General features: G+C 60.6%; 14 protein-coding genes. 8 read left to right on the top strand and 6 right to left on the bottom strand.

Annotation, left to right across the window (positions count from 1 at the left end):
* Positions 1-319: 319 nt before the first annotated feature.
* Positions 320-847, top strand: a complete 528-nt coding sequence (locus tag FTE24_RS07875) for a phosphatase PAP2 family protein (RefSeq protein WP_141449002.1) — start codon at positions 320-322, stop codon at positions 845-847.
* Between the two features lie 117 nt (positions 848-964).
* Positions 965-2,107, top strand: a complete 1,143-nt coding sequence (locus tag FTE24_RS07880; protein WP_141449001.1) for an MGDG synthase family glycosyltransferase — start codon at positions 965-967, stop codon at positions 2,105-2,107.
* Between the two features lie 373 nt (positions 2,108-2,480).
* Here the strand turns inward: FTE24_RS07880 and trmB are convergent, their stop codons facing one another.
* Entirely contained in the window at positions 2,481-3,281 is an 801-nt protein-coding gene (gene trmB / locus FTE24_RS07885) for a tRNA (guanosine(46)-N7)-methyltransferase TrmB (protein ID WP_150231477.1), read from the bottom strand.
* Between the two features lie 287 nt (positions 3,282-3,568).
* Complete coding sequence (locus FTE24_RS07890) at positions 3,569-3,754, bottom strand: hypothetical protein (protein WP_150231478.1); 186 nt, start codon at positions 3,752-3,754, stop codon at positions 3,569-3,571.
* A gap of 297 nt (positions 3,755-4,051) precedes the next feature.
* Here FTE24_RS07890 and FTE24_RS07895 point away from each other — a divergent pair, with 297 nt between their 5' ends.
* The 3 genes from FTE24_RS07895 to FTE24_RS07905 all read left to right on the top strand — a co-directional run bounded on the left by FTE24_RS07895 (position 4,052) and on the right by FTE24_RS07905 (position 7,228).
* On the top strand, positions 4,052-5,014 hold the full coding sequence (locus FTE24_RS07895) for a TIGR01212 family radical SAM protein (RefSeq protein ID WP_141448998.1): 963 nt from the start codon (positions 4,052-4,054) through the stop codon (positions 5,012-5,014).
* Between the two features lie 4 nt (positions 5,015-5,018).
* Positions 5,019-5,636 carry a class I SAM-dependent methyltransferase gene (locus FTE24_RS07900; RefSeq protein ID WP_150231480.1) on the top strand — a complete coding sequence of 206 codons (618 nt, stop codon included), beginning with the start codon at positions 5,019-5,021 and terminating at the stop codon, positions 5,634-5,636.
* A 425-nt stretch (positions 5,637-6,061) separates the two neighbouring features.
* Entirely contained in the window at positions 6,062-7,228 is a 1,167-nt protein-coding gene (locus FTE24_RS07905; protein WP_150231482.1) for an alpha/beta fold hydrolase, read from the top strand.
* 172 nt (positions 7,229-7,400) lie between these two features.
* Here the strand turns inward: FTE24_RS07905 and recQ are convergent, their stop codons facing one another.
* On the bottom strand, positions 7,401-9,362 hold the full coding sequence (recQ, locus tag FTE24_RS07910; protein WP_150231484.1) for a DNA helicase RecQ: 1,962 nt from the start codon (positions 9,360-9,362) through the stop codon (positions 7,401-7,403).
* 407 nt (positions 9,363-9,769) lie between these two features.
* Between recQ and FTE24_RS07915 the strand changes: the two genes are divergently transcribed.
* A complete protein-coding gene (locus tag FTE24_RS07915; protein WP_150231486.1) occupies positions 9,770-10,759 on the top strand; it encodes an RluA family pseudouridine synthase in 990 nt (329 codons plus the stop codon).
* 249 nt (positions 10,760-11,008) lie between these two features.
* Here FTE24_RS07915 and FTE24_RS07920 read toward each other — a convergent pair whose 3' ends face one another.
* The 3 genes from FTE24_RS07920 to FTE24_RS07930 all read right to left on the bottom strand — a co-directional run bounded on the left by FTE24_RS07920 (position 11,009) and on the right by FTE24_RS07930 (position 13,984).
* The gene (locus tag FTE24_RS07920) at positions 11,009-12,652 is read right to left on the bottom strand and encodes a hypothetical protein (RefSeq protein ID WP_150231489.1); all 1,644 of its coding nucleotides are present in this window, start codon (positions 12,650-12,652) and stop codon (positions 11,009-11,011) included.
* A 6-nt stretch (positions 12,653-12,658) separates the two neighbouring features.
* Positions 12,659-13,135, bottom strand: a complete 477-nt coding sequence (locus FTE24_RS07925) for a hypothetical protein (protein ID WP_141448992.1) — start codon at positions 13,133-13,135, stop codon at positions 12,659-12,661.
* Between the two features lie 189 nt (positions 13,136-13,324).
* Positions 13,325-13,984, bottom strand: coding sequence for a cyclodeaminase/cyclohydrolase family protein (locus FTE24_RS07930; RefSeq protein WP_150231491.1), 660 nt, complete (start codon positions 13,982-13,984; stop codon positions 13,325-13,327).
* A 190-nt stretch (positions 13,985-14,174) separates the two neighbouring features.
* Here FTE24_RS07930 and FTE24_RS07935 point away from each other — a divergent pair, with 190 nt between their 5' ends.
* Both FTE24_RS07935 and FTE24_RS07940 read left to right on the top strand, forming a co-directional pair.
* On the top strand, positions 14,175-15,158 hold the full coding sequence (locus tag FTE24_RS07935) for a Gfo/Idh/MocA family protein (RefSeq protein ID WP_150231493.1): 984 nt from the start codon (positions 14,175-14,177) through the stop codon (positions 15,156-15,158).
* Positions 15,159-15,263: 105 nt separating this feature from the next.
* On the top strand, positions 15,264-16,820 hold the full coding sequence (locus tag FTE24_RS07940; protein ID WP_150231495.1) for a glycine betaine uptake BCCT transporter: 1,557 nt from the start codon (positions 15,264-15,266) through the stop codon (positions 16,818-16,820).
* Positions 16,821-16,873 lie beyond the last annotated feature (53 nt).

Genomic DNA, 16,873 nt, shown 5'->3' on the forward strand with positions numbered 1-16,873 from the left:
TCCCGTGGCGTACCGCCTTTTCGGAACCGGCCCACCTCCCGTTCTCCCTGCCTTCGAATAATAAACGCGAGTTGCCTGATAAAAGTTGGGCAAATTCGGTTAATTTTTTTTAACCCTATTATAATTGCCTTGAATCATTGTATAATTCGGGGTTGATAGAGTCAAAATTGTTGCCGCACGTACGAACTGCCGTTTTGCTCGCATTCGGCTTCGGCGCCGTCACGGAACGAAACGCGCCCAAGCCGGCGAGCCCCGGCAGCAAAAAAAGATAGTCCCGTCGCCTTCTGTAATCGCCGGGCTCTTTCTCCGGAGGTATGTCATGCGTAGCCTGCTGATCAAGCTGAGCCAATTGGACCAGCGCATTTTCAAATGGGTAAACGGACGTCTGCACCATCGCGTTCTCAGTATCGTGCTTTATTACCTGACGCATCTGGGCGGCGCCACTTTCACCATTTCGGCGACCGTCCTCGCCTCCTGGCTGGCTCCGGCTCCGTGGAATTCCGCGGCTCTGCATTCGCTCGTCGCGCTTGCCGTGAGCCATATCCCGGTCGCGATCGCCAAAAAGCTGTATCCGCGCGTGCGTCCGCATCTGGCGCTGCCGGAGACGAACACGTTTCGCAATCCGCTCGTGGACCATTCTTTTCCGTCCGGACACACGACCGCCGTCTTTTCCGTAACGGTTCCGCTCATGATCCTGATCCCGTGGACCACGGTCATCCTGCTTCCCGTCGCCTTAATTGTAGGAACGTCCCGCATGTACCTCGGCCTGCACTACCCGTCGGACGTGCTCGCGGGAGGCGTAATCGGCTCCCTGACCGCTTGGCTTACGGTTGCATTATGGCCTTAAAGCGGCTATCGTAGAAGGAGAAGAAGCCTGTCTGCACAGGCGAATCGAAAAATCGGCCCGTCTTCCCGCGTCCTTCGGCGCAGGCGGCGGGCTTTTCCGAAAAAGGTGACGAAAAACGTGTCCAAATACAGAGTGCTGATCCTGTCGGAAGGTTTCGGCACCGGACATACGCGGGCCGCCTACGCCCTGTCCGGCAGCCTCCGCAAGCTTTCTCCCGACGTTCAGACCCGGGTGCTGGAACTCGGAAGCTTTCTGAACCCGAAAGTCGCGCCGCTGTTCATCAACGCCTACAAGAAAACGGTCGTGACGCAGCCCCGTTTCGTAAGCATGATGTATAAACAGCAGTACAAGAAGTCGCTCAACCGCCTGACGACGCTCGCGCTGCACCGGCTGTTCTACGCGCACGCGCGCGAAGTCATCGAGCAGCTCAAGCCGGATCTCGTCGTCTGCACGCATCCGATTCCGAGCGCGGTCATTTCCCGGCTCAAGCGTCTCGGGCTTCGCGTGCCGCTGTGCACCGTCATTACCGATTACGACGCGCACGGCACGTGGATCAGCTCGGGCGTCGACCACTATCTCGTCTCTACGCAGGAAGTCAAGAACAAGGTGCTGCACCGCGGCGTATCGCCGTTTCGTATCGACGTGACCGGCATACCCGTCCATCCTAGCTTCTGGGAACATCCGGTCAAAGCCGGCATTTTGCAGGACATGGGCCTCAAGGACATGCCGACCGTGCTCGTCATGAGCGGAGGTTGGGGCTTGATGAACGGAGACGTGCTCAATCCTTATCTCACGCGCTGGCGCCAGGACATCCAGCTCGTCTTCTGCGTCGGCAGCAACGAAAAAGGAATGCGCAAACTCAAAAAAGATCCGCGCTTCCAGCACGAGAACGTACACGTGATCGGATATACCAAAGAAATCGACAAGCTGATGGAAGCGTCCGACCTGCTCATTACGAAGCCGGGCGGCATGACGTGCACCGAAGGGCTTGCCAAAGCGATCCCGATGCTGTTCCACAATCCGCTGCCCGGCCAGGAAGAAGAAAACTGCGAGTACTTCACCAGCAAAGGCTGGGGAGAACGGCTGTCTTCGCTTGAGGTCGTCGGCAAATGGATGTCCAGGCTGATCGACGAGGACGAATATGCGGAACTGGCGAGACGCCGCGCGGAAAGCCGGCTGAACATCGAGAAGCTGCGCCCGATGCAGAGCGCCAAGCGAATCATCGAGATTTTGGAAACGACAAATAAGGTGTCTCTCTGAGCGATTCGGGCTCAGGGAAGACGCCTTTTTTTGCGGCAAGAAGAACGGTCCTATGCGTTTTGAAAAAGCCGGAGCGGCGCCGGGGAAGATCCGTTTCGGTCGCTGTTTCAATCGGGAAGCCGGATCAGACTCAGGCGGAGACTTCCCGATTGCAAAGGCGAACACTATCGTTCCTTCACTGAAACTTCCCCTATGCCTGTGGGCCGTCCAACAACGGATCGAGATGCCTAGGCTGCGCGAATGCCGAAAATGCCGGCTGCTTCGGCCGTTTTTATGGGTGTAAGGGAAAAGGCAGCAGGAAAAAGGGCAGGCCGTTCGGGAATCATTCTTCCCGTGAACGGTCTGCCCTTGATTGTACGGCGCAGAGCAAAGATCAGTCTTCGCTCTCGGACTTCTCGCTTGCGGAAGCTTGTAACCGCTCCTCGGCTTCTTCGGCGGCGAGGGCGGCTCGCTCGTCGGGCGAGATGCGGTAAGGCTCCATGCGGATCTCGTCGTAGCGCTCCAGCGCACGCTCGCCGATCACGACTTCGCAGCGATGGATGTTCATGCCTTTGCCCATAAATTTATGCTCGTATTCCGTCATGACGTGTTCTTCGTTGATGCCGTCGCGGTGCAGGTTCAAGCTGATGTTGGTCATCTGCAGGCCGGAGTCCGCAAAAGAGTTCAGCGAGAATTCGAACAGCGTCTCCGAATCGGTCTTGAAATGGATCTGTCCGTCGGTGTTGAGCACGCGCTTGTACATCTCCAGAAAACGGGGATGCGTCAGGCGGCGGCGGGCATGTTTCTTTTTCGGCCACGGATCGCTAAAGTTCAAATAAATGCGTTCCAGTTCGCCCGGCGCAAAAATATCTTCGAGCTTCTCGACGTTGGCGCGCGCGAGCATCAGGCTCGGCGGCGTCTCGTGACCGAGCTCCGACCAGGCGGCTCTCGCTTTTTCGCTGGCCCGGCGAACGAGTTCGTCGTACATGTCGATGCCGATAAAGTTCGCTTCGGGATTGCGCACGCTCGTGCCGCTGATGAAACGTCCCTTGCCCATTCCGAGTTCCACGTAGATCGGACGGTCGTTGCCGAACAACTCGGCCCAACGTCCCTTATACTGTTCCGGTTCGAGGACAACCAATTCCGGCTGTGCCTCCAGGTTTTCCCGGATTCCTTTTCTTCCGCGTAAACGCATGTCATTCCTCCGCTATAAAAATCTCGGCTCGGCGGTCGCCAAATCGCTGCGCTTCCCGGCCAGCCTCCGCCTTATTGTGCCGAAGTTCCCGCGAAAAGTAAAGATCAAAAGCACGATCAAGCAGGCCGGGCGCCGCTCCTTCCCGTTTCGGAAACGAAAAAAAGCCCTTCCGCGAGGAAGGGCTTCTTGCGCGTCTTGCGGCCAAACTCTCGTCTGCCGCCGCGCATCTATGCCGGGATGGGTAATCCGGTTAACCGAAAAGACGCAGGTTCGCGCCTCGTGCTCGTTTATTCCGCAGGATCCGCGGCAATATCGAATGCCTTTTCAAAAGCGCTGCGAATTTTCTTACGGGCATCCACTTCAATCTTGTGTCCGTTGTTGAAACGTACGCCGGTCAGTGCCAGCGCTTCTTCACGGGTCAGCTCGACTGCGATCTTCTCGTCCGAATGATTCGCTGCAAATTGAGTCGTCATCGTCAATCACCTCTTCATTTCTCTAAAATAATCGGCGTGCGCCGGAATAAAAGATAGCGTTACCATCGTTGATACGACGCTGTTTTTCCGGTAATCCGATCTTGAGATAAATATAACACATCCATGTAATATATATCAAGCGCAAAATTAAATATTTTTACTTTTTATTTTGGCCCTTTTTTCCGTGTTCACCGATCTTTTTCTTTTTTCTTCGGCCGGGTTTTGCTAGAATTAAGGATTGACTGACAACCCGTTCATTTTCCGTGAATGTGGTCCATCCCGAAAGGAGTTCGACCCATGTTTTCCTCTACTTCGATCATCGAACCGGAAACGCCGCTGCTGTGGAGCGACAAACGGTTTCATACGTGGAACACCGAAATGCACGACCAATTCGGCGACAAAGTGTTCAAGGTCATGCTTGACGCCGGCTTCTCCTGCCCCAACCGCGACGGCTCCATTGCCACGGGCGGCTGCACGTTCTGCAGCGCGCGCGGATCGGGCGACTTCGCCGGCAGCCGACGCGACGATCTGGTCACGCAGTTCAACAATATTCGCGACCGCCAGCACCTGAAATGGCCGAGCGCCAAATATATCGGGTATTTCCAGGCTTATACGAATACGTACGCGCCGCTTGAGACGCTGCGCGAATATTATGAAGAAATCCTCAAGCAGCCGGGCGTGGTCGGCCTTGCGATCGCCACGCGGCCGGACTGCCTGCCGGACGACGTGATCGATTATTTGGCGGAACTGAACGAACGGACGTATCTGTGGGTCGAAATGGGCCTGCAGACGATCCACGAATCGACGTCCACGCTGATCAACCGGGCGCACGATACGGCCTGCTACGAAGAAGCGGTGTCGAAACTGCGGGCGCGGGGCATCCGGGTATGCGCGCATATTATCTACGGCCTGCCGCAGGAAACGCACGAAATGATGCTGGACACCGGGCGCGCCGTGGCGAACATGGACGTGCAGGGCATCAAGATCCATCTGCTGCACCTGATGCGCAAAACGCCGATGGTCAAGCAGTACGAAGCCGGTCTGCTCCGGTTCCTGGAGCGGGACGAATATATCGGTCTGATCGCCGACACGCTGGAGATTCTGCCGCCGGACATGATCGTGCATCGCCTGACGGGCGACGCGCCGCGCGATCTGCTCGTCGGTCCGATGTGGAGCCTCAAAAAGTGGGAAGTGCTCAACGGCATCGACGCCGAGCTGGAGCACCGAGGCACTTGGCAGGGCAAATACTGGAGAGGGTAATCCGATGGGATTCGTATCGGTGCTCAACTTCACCCAACAGCTGATCCAAAAAAGGCTCCAGCCCGGCGAGATCGCGATCGACGCCACGGTCGGCACGGGCGCGGACCTGGTCTTTCTCGCCCGGCTGGCCAAAACGCGCGGCCGCGTGTACGGCTTCGACGTCCAGCAGGCCGCGCTGGACCGGGCGCGGGAGCGGCTCGACCGCGAGCGCGAAGCGGACGAAGGCCCGGACCGGCGCTCCCGCAAAGCGGGCGCGAAGCTCGCTTCCGTGGAGCTGCTGCTGCGCAGCCACGCGGAGATGGCGGAGGCGCTGCCGCCGGACTGCCGCGGCCGGGTCGGAGCCGTCATGTTCAATCTCGGCTACCTGCCGGGTGCCGAAGATTCCCGCGTCATGACGACGCCGGCGTCGACGCTGCCCGCGCTTGAAGCGGCGCTGTCGCTGCTGCGGCCCAAAGGCATCCTGACCGCGGTGCTGTACCCGGCCCATGACGGGGGCAGCGTCGAAGCGGCGGCCGTCGAGCGCTGGGCAGGCGAACTGCCGGGCGCGCAGGCGCGGGTCATCTCGTACCGCCAGCCGCAGCGGCCGGCCGCGCCTTATCTGATCGCGGTCGAAAAAGTCTGACGCCGGCGGCGCGGCACTGGAACGTTAAACCGCGGGAAGGTGCAGGTGCAGGCGTCGAGGCGCAGACATGCGGCGCGGCGTGCGGGCCCGATCTTGCGCAGCCGAAAAACCGGGAGAGAATCTCTTCCGGTTTTTTTGGTTTGTGTTTTTTTCGCGTTTTTCCGTGCGCCTATTCGGGCGGTTCGCAATCGAATACCTATAAAAATGGGTATACCTCAACAGAAGGCTATTTTGAACAGAAGGCTATTTTGGCTCATGTTGAAAATAGCGGGCGGATGGCAGACAGATGACGGCAGCTAACAGCAGATAACGGACAGATGACAGACAGATAAAGGACGAAAAATCATCACTTGAACACGGTATCCGGCGAACAAGCGAAGAATAGAATTATTCAATCATCAACTCATGAAAGGAGTGACCTTCTTATGCTCAATCGACCGCATAAGGCCGAGGCGCGCCCGGCCGCGCCATCCAGGCCGTCGAAAGCGCGAACGGCCCGTACGCCGGGGCGAACCTGGTTCTCCGCCGCGCTTGCGCGCGAGCGGCGCAGCGGCAGCGAAGCGCCAAAAGAACGCGAGCAGCGGCTCGACGGCGCAGCCCGCCCTGTGCGCGAACCGTCGCGTGAACGACGCGAGCAGGCGGCTCCGTCCGCGCCTTCGTTCATGCTCGAAGGCGCGGACGGAGTATCGGTGTGCGTCAGCGCCTGGCCGCTGGAACGCCCCCGGGCCGTCGTGCAGATTTCGCACGGCATGGGCGAGAACGGCGGCCGCTACGCCGGGCTCGCCGCGGCGCTGAACGCGGCGGGCTATGCCGTGTACGCCGGCGATCATCGCGGCCACGGCCGTACGGTCGGCGATACGCCGGCCGGACCGCTGCGCCAGGGCTACGCCGGGCCCGATGCGCTGAACGGCATGTGCCGCGACCTGCTGAAGGTGACGGCGGAGATTCGCCGGCGCCATCCGGGCGCGCCGGTCGTGCTGCTTGGCCACAGCATGGGCTCGTTTCTCGCCCGCAAGCTGATGGCCGACCGTCCGGCGGAATATGCCGGCTTCATGCTGACGGGCAGCGGCGGGGAGCGCGCCGAACTGCCGCTCAAGCTCGGAGCGGCGCTGGCCGCCGCGGAGGCGCGGCTGCTGTCGCCGGCTTTCTCGTCGCCGGCGCTGAACGCGCTCGTGTTCGGCCCGTTCGGCAGAGGCTTCAAGCCGCGCCGTACCCGCTTCGACTGGCTGTCGCGGGACGAAGACGCGGTCGACGAATTCGCGCGGCTGTACGGGCGCACCTTGTTCAGCTGCGGATTTTACCGCGACTTTTTCCAGCTGCTGCTGGAACTCCAGCAGCCCGGCCTGGCGCGGCGGCTGGACCGGTCCAAGCCGGTCCTGCTCTGCTGCGGCGAGTTCGATCCGGTCGGCGGAGCCAGCGGCCTGGATCATCTCAGAAGCGTCTACGAACAAGCCGGCCTGGAAGATCTGGAATGCCGGCTGTATCCCGAAGCGCGGCATGAACTTGTCTTCGAGACCAATCGGGACGAAGTGATCGCCGACTGGATTGTCTGGCTCGACGGGCATTTTCCGTCGGCCGGACGCCAAAAATAAAACGTTCGAAATCAACGCGCTCAACATAGACCGCACAAAAAGAAGCTTCCCTCCCTTTGGCTCAGGGCGGAAAGCTTCTTTTCCATATCAATCTCTATTCGAACGAGGCCAATCCTTCTTGTCCCCGGCGCCCCGTTCACAGGTCACCGCGCGGATCGCTCCGCAACCCGTCTTACGAAGGGTTCGACGGATCGTGATCTTCGTAGTAGGCGAACAGGTTGGAATCGTCTTCCGGCGGAGCTTCCATGTCGTAATAGCCGACGTCGTCCGCTTCGGAACTGCCGCCTCCGGCGTCGCCTTCCCGGTTCTGGAAAAATTCCAGGAACGGACGGCCGTATTTGCGGTATTTGACTTCGCCGACGCCTTTGATCCGCAGCATCTCGAACTCGGTTCTCGGCTTGTGGATACTCATCTCGCTCAGCGTCGCATCGTTGAAGATGATATAGGACGGCACATGTTCTTTCTCCGCCAGCTCGCGCCGGATCAGGCGCAGCTGCTCGAAGATCGTGATCTCGACCGCCGACAACTTCTCGTCCGCGCGCGGACGGCTGCTGCGCGAACCGGAAGACGCTGCGAACGACGCTTTGCGCGCTTCGCGCTGGAACACCTGGCGGCCGCCCTTGAGCACTTCGGTGGCGAGCTGCCGCAGCTTGACGACGGGATACTGCCCTTCGGTCAGCTCCAGATAACCTTCGGAAGCGAGTACGTTGATCATGTCGACGATTTCTTTTTCCGTCTTGCCGTTCATCATGCCGTACGTGGACAGCTGGTCGAACTTGTACTGAAGCACTTTTTTGTTGCGCGAGCCTTTGAGCACGCCGGCTACCATCGAAGCGCCGAACCGCTCTCTCATCCGGTAGATGCAGGAGAAGATTTTTTGCGCGTCCACCGTAATGTCGATCACTTCGCGATCGTCGCGGCACGAGCTGCACGTTCCGCACGGCTCGTCCGCGTGTTCTTCGCCAAAATAGTCCAGCTGGGCGCTGCGCAGGCATCGGGTCGTATAGCAGTAATCGACCATCTGCTGAAGCTTGCGGTATTCGTTGCGGCGGCGTTCTTCTTCCTGCCCGTTCTGCTCGATCAGGAATTTCTGGACTACGATATCCTGGGCGCTGAACAGCAGGATACATTCGCTCGGCTCGCCGTCCCGGCCCGCCCGGCCCGCTTCCTGCACGTACGCTTCCATATTTTTAGGCATATTGTAGTGGATAACGTAGCGGACGTTCGATTTGTCGATCCCCATGCCGAACGCATTGGTGGCGACCATGACGCGCACGTCGTCGTACAGAAAAGCTTCCTGCGCGCTTTCGCGCTCCACGTCGCTCATACCCGCATGGTAGCGGCCCGCGGACAAACCCTGCATCGACAGCTTGGAATACAGCTCGTCCACTTCTTTGCGCGTTGCGGCGTATACGATTCCCGCTTCGCTCGCATGCGTTTTGGCAAAATCGAAAATGTAGTCCTTCTTGCTCTCGCCCCGCAGCACGGAGAACGCCAGGTTGTCGCGTCCGAGTCCGGTGACGAACGTATTGGCTCCCTGAAGCTCCAGCAGCCGCACGATATCGTCCATGACCTGCGGCGTCGCCGTCGCGGTAAAAGCGGCCACGGTCGGACGGTGCGGCAGCGAATCGACGAACGGCGCGACCGCGAGGTAACTTGTCCGGAAATCGTGTCCCCACTGCGAGACGCAGTGCGCTTCGTCGACCGCGACGCAGTCGATACGCAGATTGGACATTTCTTCGCGGAACCAGTCCAGTTCAAGACGCTCCGGCGCCACGTACAGCAGCTTCAGCTCGCCGCGCTGCGCCGCGCGAATCCGGTCGTTCACTTCGCGGCCGCTGAGCGTGCTGTTGATGTAGGCCGCGGCGATGCCGTTGGTCACGAGCGCGTCCACCTGGTCTTTCATGAGCGAGATCAGCGGCGAGACGACCAGCGTCAAGCCTTCCATCATCAGCGCGGGAATCTGGTAGCAGATCGATTTACCTCCGCCGGTCGGCATGATGCCCAGCGTATCGCTGCGCGTCAGCAGGCTCTCGACGATCTTCTTCTGACCTTCGCGAAAATCGGGGTAGCCGTAATATTTCTGCAGCAGTTCCCCGGCCTGCTCCATCATCTTCGTTTCTTCAATCGCCATTATGCAAAACTCCTTAAAGGGAATGCCTCGGTCGGCATTCCCGTATAATTACCGCTCTTCAGGCACCTGTCGGGGGCGCACGTTGTAAGGGTCTTCGGCCAAGCGTCGTGGATGCGTTCTTCCTATATTTTACCGGGCCGGCACGCTTCGGGCAACCGCACGGGGCGAACAAATATTCTTTTTTTGAAAAAACGCCGGATTCGCCATCCGCTCCCTTCTCCTCCGTGAAGCAGAAGGCCTGCCGGCCATTTCCGGAAGCCGCTCCGGCATCGCCCTTGTCCCTAGCCTTTTGGCGGCGGCTCTGGTATAGTGAATGCGGCGAATCCCGGCCCGGACAGCGCATTTCCAACTGTCCGCACGAGCCGAATACGCTACGATCCTCTTACCAGAATGGAGCTTATCCGATCATGGCTTATACGAATAAACGGCCGGGCGGCAAAAAACGTCCTCCCGGTATCAAAAAAGATAATTCCTACGCGGCCCGCGAAGACGCCCGCCGCGAGAAAAACGAAGCGCAGTCGCGCAGCTTGGCGGTCAAAGAACCGGCCGAACTGCTCGCGTTCCTGCTGGAGCATCTGAACGGCATGGGACGCAACTCGATCAAATCGGTGCTCGCGCACGGACAGGTCCGCGTCGACGGCACCGTCGTCACGCTGTACAACCATCCGCTGCAGCCGGGCCAGACGGTCGTCATCGGCAAAGAACGCGCCAAGCCCAAAACGAAATTGACCGGCCTGCGCATTCTGCACGAAGACGCCGACGTTATCGTGATCCGCAAGGAAGCGGGCCTGCTGTCCATGTCCGCTTCGCGCGAAGAGAGCAATACCGTCTATCGCCAGCTGATGGGCCATATCCGCCAGACCGATCAGCAGGGACGGCTGTATGCACTCCAGCTGCTCGAAAAAGACGCTTCCGGCGTCATGCTGCTCGCCCGCAGCGAAGCGGCCAAGGAAGCGCTGATCGAGCAGTGGAACACCGGCACGGCCAAGCAGGCCTACACCGTGCTCGTCGAAGGCAAAGTCCGGGCCGAATCGGACACGATCACGTCCTGGCTGCGCGAGACGAAGACGCTCAAGATGTATGCCAGCCAAAAAGAAGGCGACGGACTGCGCGCGGTGCTGCACTACAAGCGCCTTCAGGCCAACGGCCAGGCGTCGCTGCTCGAAGTCACGACCGAGACCAACCGCAAGAACCAGATCCGCGCCCAGTTCGAAGACATCGGACACCCGATCGTCGGCGACAAAAAATACGGCTCCGCGCTGCGCATTCTCGGCCGCCTCGGCCTGCACGTGCACGAGCTGAGCTTCGTCCATCCGACGACCGGCAAAACGGAGACGTTCGGAGCGGACACGCCCAAAGCTTTCCTGGCGCCGTTCAACGAAGAACCGCAAGCCTGACGGACGGCAAGGCGGCGGCTGCGCAGGATTCCTTCCGCGCCGCTCCGCTTGCGTCTGCCGAGGTACAAGCATCCGGCTGCGTTCGGCGCATTCTGCCGCGGCGGCCGCGATAACCGTCGCAATCAAAAAGTCACGCCCCGATTCCGGGGCGTGACTTTTTTCGCGTTCGGCGTTTGGATTGCTGTTCGACCTTCGGATTGGGCACCCGGGTTCCGCCCCCGGTCTGCACGGGTCCGCCGATTTCGCGCCTTACTTCGCGTAATCGCCGAACGACGCCGCCGTGCCGTCGATCTTCGCCTGCGGCGCCCCGTCCGCGCCGAGCGCAAGTTCCAGGCGCCGGCTGTGCAGGCTGCGGTAGGCGACGCTGCGGCCGTCCGCGCCGAAATCAGGCGCGCGGCCGCGCATCAGGTCGGCGAAGCCTTCCAGGTCTTCGGCGTCCAGGCTCTCCGCTTCCTCGATGCCCGACGCTTCGATCACGACGGCTCCGCCCGGTCCCGCGCTGCGCACCGTGAAGCGGTCGTCGCTTTCTTCGGCCTCGTAGCCGTGCCGCAGGTAGACGGCCAGATAAGCGCCTCCGGCCTGGCCGAACAGCGCCCGCTCTTCGCGAATCCATTCTCCTTTCGGCAGCACGCCAACGATCGACGGGTCTTGGCCTTCCGGCACGGGATACAGCGCCAATACGGCGCCCCGGTCCGGCAGGATCGCTTCGAACGGACTCGAATGACGCAGGTCGCCTTCGGCCTGGCCGGGCGCCGGATGGATGAAGTACGCCTGGTTCGCGGCGCTGCCCAGCTCGTAAGACAGCGGCAGCGTTACGTCCCAGCGGTGCTGCTCGTTGTCGAACTCTTCCGAGCGTTCCCACATGCCGCCGACCGCATAGCTGTCGGTGAGATACGTATAACTGTGCAGCTCGCGGTCCGGGCCGTCCGGCTGCGGCTTCAGAATCTTCTTCTTCACTTCGACCGGCACGAGGCGGTCCATCGCCGCGATTCTCGAAGCTTCCGGCGCTTCGTAGAACAGGAAGCCCGCATACTCGGCGCGCTTGAGCTGCGGCGGCAGGCGGAAATCACCGTACTGCAAATAATCGAACGCCACGCCGGCGTCTTTGGGCGTGTCTTCGCTTCGCTGGCGGGCATGCGGCCCGGCCCAGGCCCCGCCGATGTAATGCAGCGAACGCTCGCTCCACAACAGGTCGAGCATCCGGTTCAGGTCGTCGGTAATGTCTGCGTCGCTCAGCAGCAGCCGAACGCAGGTGAACGCCTGCACCCAATGCCAGAACCACGGCTGTGAACCGTACTCGTGCAGGCCGCGCGCTTCGACATGCGCAAGCAGCGCCTTGAGCGACCGGCGTCCGTCTTCAAGCAGCTCCGCGTCGCCGTAATACGCGCCGAACAGCAGCTTGGCCGCGGTATGCTTCGCTTCTTGATGGTCGTATTTGTGCAGCGGCCGGTCGTAGAACCGGCTGTCGCAGACGGCTTGCAGCGCCGCCTCGAACGACGTCTGCAGCTCCTGCGGCAGCGAATCGCCGCAGCGTTCGACGAAATACAGCATCAGGCTGCCCATCAGTTCGATCGGCAGCGGATCGGGCTCCGCCGACTGCGGATCGTCGCCCAGTTCAAGCGGCCAATGGCCGTAAGTGCCGCTGCCGGCCCGGCGGTCCTGAAGCTCGAGCACGCGGCCGAAGACGCCGATCGCCGTCGCGCGGGCTTCGTCGCGGTCAAAACGAACCCGGATCTCCGGATCTTCCGCCGCGGCGTACAAATACGAAGCGTAATAGAAATTGTCGCGAATATCGTCATGAGACCACAATCCGCTCGGCAGAAGTTCGCGGGCGGCCGCCTGCGCGGCCACTTTGCCTACGACCTGCCGGCTTCTTTTTTCCAGACTCAACATGTGGATCTACTCCTCTCGTTGTCGGTGCGCGCTTCGCGCAAACTCCCGGGCGCACGCTTCCAGCAGCAGGCAGAACGAACGATTCTGTCCCAGCATGAACGAAGACAGGTCGTAGCGGCGGCGCTCCGGCTCGTACGATACGAGCAGGCGCCGCCGCATCCGCGCGGACGCGTATTCGACGAACGAACGCGCCGCTTCGCTGTCGACGAGCGTCACGTACGCATACAGCGAATGATCTTCCGGTTCGTCCAGCGGACTGACGCCGGCGCACGAAAATTCCGTGCCCACGCCGGCTTCGTTCAGCAGACGCAGCGCTTCCAGCAGCTCGGCATCCACTTCGACGCCTTGCAGCAGCGCGACGCGTTTGGCGCCCCTGCTTATTTTGTCCCGATCCGCCCAGCGTTCCAGCTCGGCCCGGCGCCGTCTCCAATGTGCGGGAGTCTGGCTCTCGCTTATGATTTCATCCGGCTGTCCGCCTTCCATCCTGTCATCTCCCCCGCGCATTGTCCGTATTACGGGCGGCCGCCGTGAAAGCGCCCGCCCGCATACCAAAGACCGGACGCCGCGCAGCCGCGATCGTTCCGGTCCCGTGTCTTCATTATGCCATTCCTGCGCCATGCGCGCCATCCGCCATCGTCCGCTGCCGTTCGCTGCCTTGCGCTCCGCAGGAGCTTATCGCCCGTCCGGCCCGCCCGGCTCCGCGCCGCTCGCGCCGCTTTCGATCGCGCGTGTCACTTCGTTCAGCGCCAGCTCCTTGAGCCGCTGCGCTTCGAGCAGCAGCACGTCGGCTTCGTCGCCGTACGCTTCGCGCTTGATAGCGTCGCGGCACGCCGGCAGATTGATCCGCACGGTCAGATGGGCGGAACGCGCGGCCGCTTCGAACATAACGATCCCGATCCCAAGATCCGACAGCACATGCGACCTCGTCGCTTCGGCGATGCCACGCGCGCCGCGCAGACCGCGGATACAGACTTTCATCAGGTCCAGCGGCACTTCGATCGTGCGCAGCGTCGCGGCGACCACCGCTTCGTCGTCTTCGCTCTCGGCCGCTTCGCTCGCTTCCAGATACGCGGCGAAGCCGCGTATGTCTTCGCTCATCAGACGCTCGCAGGCCGAAGCGACTTCCTGCATCTCCCGTTCCGCTTCGTCGATACGGGCCCGCTGCTCCGGCGTGCGTTCCCGATGCGACAGATGGGCCGCCATCGACGTCATGGCCGAGCCGAGCGCCGCGGCCAGCGCCGACGTGCTGCCTCCGCCCGGCGTCGCTTTGGCACTGCCGGCGCGCTCCACGAATTCGCGAATCGTATAATCCCAGGGCGTATTCTCGTTCATACATCGTCACACCTTCCGTTTTCTTTTTCCTGTACAGGGGTCCTGCCTGATGCCTGTTTTCTATTACCCCAATCGGAGAGAGTGGCCTGCCCAGCGTCAAAAACATCGAATGCTAACTTGACGATTCATGTTATGATGAACGAGAATGTTATCGGTATCTTCAATACGTGGACTGGGAGTGGATTTATTCATGATTCGATTCGGGATGATCGGCACGAATTTTATTACGGAACGTTTTATCGACGCGGCGCGGCAGGCCGAAGGGCTGGAACTCGCCGCGGTCTACTCGCGCACGGAAGGACGCGCGCGCGAATTCGCGGACCGTTACGGGATCGAACTTACGTTTACGGACCTGGATGAGATGGCCGCTTCCGACCGGATCGACGCCGTGTATATCGCAAGTCCCAACTCCCTGCATGCGGAGCAATCGATCCTGCTGCTCAAGAGCGGCAAGCACGTGCTCTGCGAAAAGCCCATGGCTTCCAACGCCCGCGAGGTGCGCGACATGTTCGCGGCCGCGGAAGAAGGCGGCGCCGTGCTTATGGAAGCGGTGAAGACGACGCTGCTTCCCTCGTTCGCGCTGCTGCGGCAAAATCTGCACAAAATCGGGCCGATCCGCCGTTACTTCGCAAATTACGGCCAGTATTCTTCACGCTACGATGCGTATAAGGAAGGCATGGTGCTCAACGCGTTCCGGCCGGAGTTCTCAAACGGGGCGCTGATGGACCTCGGGCTGTACTGCATCTATCCGATGGTGCTGCTGTTCGGCAGGCCGGAAGAAGTCAAAGCGACGGCGTACATGCTGGAGTCGGGCGTCGACGGCGAAGGCAGCCTGCTCGCCCGCTACGCGGACATGGACGCGGTCGTGATGTTTTCCAAAATTACCGATTCGCTCGTGCCTTCGGAAATCCAGGGCGAACTCGGCAGCATCCTGATCGACAAGATCAGCGAACCGGGCAGCGTACAGATCCGCTACCGCGACGGCAGCATCGAGGATATCAGCGAGCCGGCCGGCAAGCCGGTCATGAGCTACGAAATCCAGGAATTCGTCGACGTCGTCCGCTCCGGCGACTCCGAGTCTTCCGTCAATTCCCGGGACTGTTCGCTGGCCGCCGCTGAAGTGATGGAAGAAGCGCGCAAGCAGTTCGGACTACTCTACCCCGCCGATCTCTGATCGGCTTTTTTTTCGTTTGGTCCCTTACTGGGTAATTCATGTTCAGTGAGGCCGTTCGGCCGATGCTCAACAATGAATATGTATACTTGGGAAGGGGTTAAATTTATGGTTTTCGCCGTCGCTCTGGCGATCATACTCGCTTTTGTTTTATGGGGGGCTCTGTTTCCCGACCAACTGGGCACTTCCGCGCAGGCGGCTTTGGACTTTTCCACAGAAAAGTTCGGCTGGTTCTACCTGATCGCCGCGTTCGGGTTTCTCATCTTCGCCGTCTATCTCGCGTTCAGCCGCTTCGGCAAGATCAAGCTGGGACAGGACGACGACGAACCCGAATACTCCACGCCGACCTGGTTCGCGATGCTGTTCAGCGCCGGCATGGGCATCGGGCTCGTTTTCTGGGGCGTAGCGGAACCGGTCTCGCATTATATCGATCCGCCGGAAGGCACGGAACCCGGCACGGCGCAGGCGGCCCAGGTCGCGATGCGTTATTCTTTTTTCCACTGGGGACTGCATCCTTGGGCGATCTACTCGGTCATCTCGCTGGCTCTCGCCTACTTCCAGTTCCGCAAAGGGTATAAAGGGCTGATCAGCTCGACGTTCGTGCCGCTGCTCGGCGACCGGGTCAACGGCCCGATCGGCAAAGCGATCGACATTCTGGCCGTCATCGCTACCGCGTTCGGCGTCGCCACCTCGCTCGGACTCGGCACGCTGCAAATCGCGGGCGGCATCCAGCAGATCTTTGGCTATTCCAGTACCATTCTGGTGCAGGTGCTGATCATCGCGGTCGTGACCGTCATCTACCTGATCTCGTCCACGACCGGACTCGACAAAGGTATCCGCATCCTGAGCAACGTGAACATGGTCGCGGCCGCCGCGCTGCTGCTGTTCGTTCTGTTCGTCGGCCCTACGGCGTTCATCTTCGATACGTTCACCGTGACGCTCGGCGGCTACGTGCAGAACATCGTCCAGATGAGCCTGCGCATGACCCCGTTCTCCGACAGCACATGGGTATCGGCCTGGACGCTCTTCTACTGGGCGTGGTGGATCTCCTGGGCGCCGTTCGTCGGCACCTTTATCGCCCGGGTATCGCGCGGACGCACCATTCGCGAATTTATACTCGGCGTCATGCTCGTGCCCAGCCTGTTCGGCTGCTTCTGGTTCGCCGTGTTCGGCGGTTCGGGCATCTACTCCGCGCGCTTTGAAGGCAGCGGCCTTGCGGCAGCCGTCGAAGAAGACGTGACTTCTGCGCTGTTCCTCATGCTGCAAAACCTGCCGCTCGGCATGATCGTCTCCTTCGTCGCGCTGCTGCTGATCGCGATGTTCTTCATCACGTCCGCCGACTCCGCCACGTTCGTGCTCGGCATGCTGTCGTCGAACGGCACGCTGGACCCTTCCGCCAAAATCAAGATTACGTGGGGATTGGTACAGTCGTCGATCGCGGTCGTACTGCTGATCAGCGGCGGGCTGACCGCGCTGCAGACCGCTTCGATCGTCGTCGCGCTGCCTTTTGCGGTTATCATCATCGGCATGTGCTTCTCGCTGTACAAAGCGCTGTCGGAAGAAGACCGGGAGAACCGCAAGCGCGAGAAACGCGTCTTGGCGGAATACAAAGCGATGCTGGACGCCGCCGCGCTGAGAGACAAAGAACTGTCGGCCAAAAAATAATCAAAAATTGGACTAATTTTCGCTGCCGCATCTGTCCTTGCCTGGAGTATGAT

The organism is Saccharibacillus sp. WB 17 (genome assembly GCF_008634075.2).
GTDB classification, from domain to species: domain Bacteria; phylum Bacillota; class Bacilli; order Paenibacillales; family Paenibacillaceae; genus Saccharibacillus; species Saccharibacillus brassicae.